Source organism: Paenibacillus sp. OT2-17, from assembly GCF_009827695.1.
GTDB classification, from domain to species: domain Bacteria; phylum Bacillota; class Bacilli; order Paenibacillales; family Paenibacillaceae; genus Paenibacillus; species Paenibacillus polymyxa_B.
The window spans coordinates 1-930 of the sequence record NZ_WUDQ01000905.1 but is presented as its reverse complement, the minus strand read 5'-3'; the positions used below and the strand labels follow the sequence as shown (position 1 = coordinate 930).

The 930-nt window shown below is 36.0% G+C and carries 1 protein-coding gene and 2 pseudogenes; all 3 read right to left on the bottom strand.

Annotation, left to right across the window (positions count from 1 at the left end):
- Positions 1–49: 49 nt before the first annotated feature.
- A pseudogene (locus GRP75_RS28080) lies at positions 50–280 on the bottom strand (methyltransferase); the annotation flags it as partial.
- Positions 281–395: 115 nt separating this feature from the next.
- On the bottom strand, positions 396–530 hold the full coding sequence (locus tag GRP75_RS30380) for a hypothetical protein (RefSeq protein ID WP_256703474.1): 135 nt from the start codon (positions 528–530) through the stop codon (positions 396–398).
- Between the two features lie 211 nt (positions 531–741).
- Positions 742–930 (bottom strand): annotated as a pseudogene (locus GRP75_RS30200) (protein export chaperone secb); the annotation flags it as partial.

The window sequence follows — 930 nt, the reverse complement described above, 5'->3', positions numbered from 1 at the left end:
TAACCAAGATTTATCACTGAACTCTTTAGAAAAAGTTGCTTCTGCTTCATATTGTTTTTGATATTTTATTGGCTTGCTTAATTAATTCCATGCCTTTGTCAATGCCAGTATATGTTGATCCATTTGGTAGCAATGGAAGAAGCTTTAGTCCTAAATATCCAAAATCGCATCCATAATCTATGATCTTTACAGGTTTATTTATCTTCCAAACCCTTTGTATAAGAAATTCCAAGTAATCATCGTTATAGTACAACCAGCGGGTATTTCTTAGATAATCAATTTTATTGTCCCAGTAATATCAGACATAAAAATCCCCCTTGTTATTTAATTTGGCGATTTTCAGCTAACGTTTATGTATTTATCCCCCGAAAGGATTAAGGTGCTTCAGCACCGAGTCAAATACTTAGCCTTGCAAGGTTGATCGCCTGAGCCCCAGAGAGATAGCTTGGAGAAGTATAAATTTCCGAATTTTCAATTCGAAGATGTACATCTGCCCAACCAATATTACTTAGTGTATAAGTAAATTTCATGTATACTCTCCTTTTCAATATTACGGTTATTTCGGCTAACGTTTGTGTATTCACGAACATGAGAACCTTAAGGCTCTGAAGGAGCTGCCCGCTACATGGTTAAGTTCTCAGACGGTCCACTGAATTCGCTTCTTGAGCCGCATCTAGTGGACCAAGGAAGCGAAAGCGACTACAGTGTGAATACGATGTTAGGTGGAATGCACTGAAATACTCACATAATTAATTCAATTTTCCCTTTAGGCTCTACTCGAACTAATACCTCTTCTATAGTCATTTCTGGAGTTATAATTATCGTTTTGTTTAGGTTCCGACTTAAATCTTTTAGAAAGTTCATGAGTACATCTATTTTTTTCTCTGAGTCTATCTGTATTGGTGAAATATCAAATTCAATAACGCTTCC